Below are 1,078 nucleotides of genomic sequence, written 5' to 3' on the forward strand. Positions count from 1 at the left end.
GGGCAATAGAGAAATTATTCATCATTGCATTAAATCTTGAAAGCTGATAAATACCGGCTACGCCTATTGAGGTATTTTGCTTTTGAGCATCACTCAGAGTGTCCCATTTTTCTGCAACTTCGCCGATAAGGTCACTTGCTGACTTAGCTTCTCCACCCGCAGTCTTTACAGAAATTCCGATCTGTTCTAAGGCTTTAATTGAGCTATCATTGTTTCCAATTCGTGCGAAAATCGTCTTTAATGAGTTACCAACAATGTTTCCTGATTCACGAGTGGTACTTCCAATTGCTGTAGTGTATCCAATTAAATCATTTAATTCAACACCAAAAGTAGAAGCAGTACTTCCTGCTTTTCGAATTGAGTTGGCTAGATCAAGAGTGGTTACAGCGTAGTTGTTATCTACTTCATTTAGCTTATCTGCGACTGAAATAGAATCATTAGCTGCAATATTGAAGTTTAACATTGCGGCAGTTAAAGTGTTAACTGTGTCGTCAGGAGTCAAGTCAGAGACGTTTTGAAGTACCTGAGCGGTTTTTGTTAGAGTGGACAGTTCACTTTCATCGAACCCCATTCGCCCGAAATCGCCAGTCATTTGGAGTATGTCAGTGATTTTGTTTGAAAGGGTGTCACCTAAATTTATTGATTCCTGAAGTAGCTCATTGTATTTATAGTCCGGCTCATTCATAACACGTCTGATATTCGTCATCAAAGTGTCAATTTCAACAGCTTGAGATACCATTTCTTTGAGTCCGGATATTGCGCCATAAAACAATATGTCGACATACTTTTGAAAGCTTGAGTTAACTCCGCACCAAAAGATGAGGCTTGACTAGCTGCTGCTTGCGCATTTGAAGCCAGTTCCCTGAATTGCACGTTCAAACTTTGCATTTGAGATCTGATATTGTTACCGCCGGCACTTACGTTAAGACTATTAACTGCATTCAGATATTCTTGGATAGTTTGTCTATTTCCTGCACCCATTGTATCGCCATAGCGCGTATTAAGGTTTTGTACGTTTACTTGTGCTTGGCGTTGATACAGTTCAATAGTTTTTCTGAGCTCATTATTTTTCGCTACA

1 pseudogene is annotated in these 1,078 nt (G+C 39.5%); it reads right to left on the reverse strand.

The features are described 5' to 3' along the window. Positions 1–1,078 (reverse strand): annotated as a pseudogene (locus tag ACFVXH_RS41440) (phage tail tape measure protein); the annotation flags it as partial.

Source organism: Kitasatospora sp. NPDC058184 (genome assembly GCF_042883725.1).
Lineage (GTDB): Bacteria > Actinomycetota > Actinomycetes > Streptomycetales > Streptomycetaceae > Kitasatospora.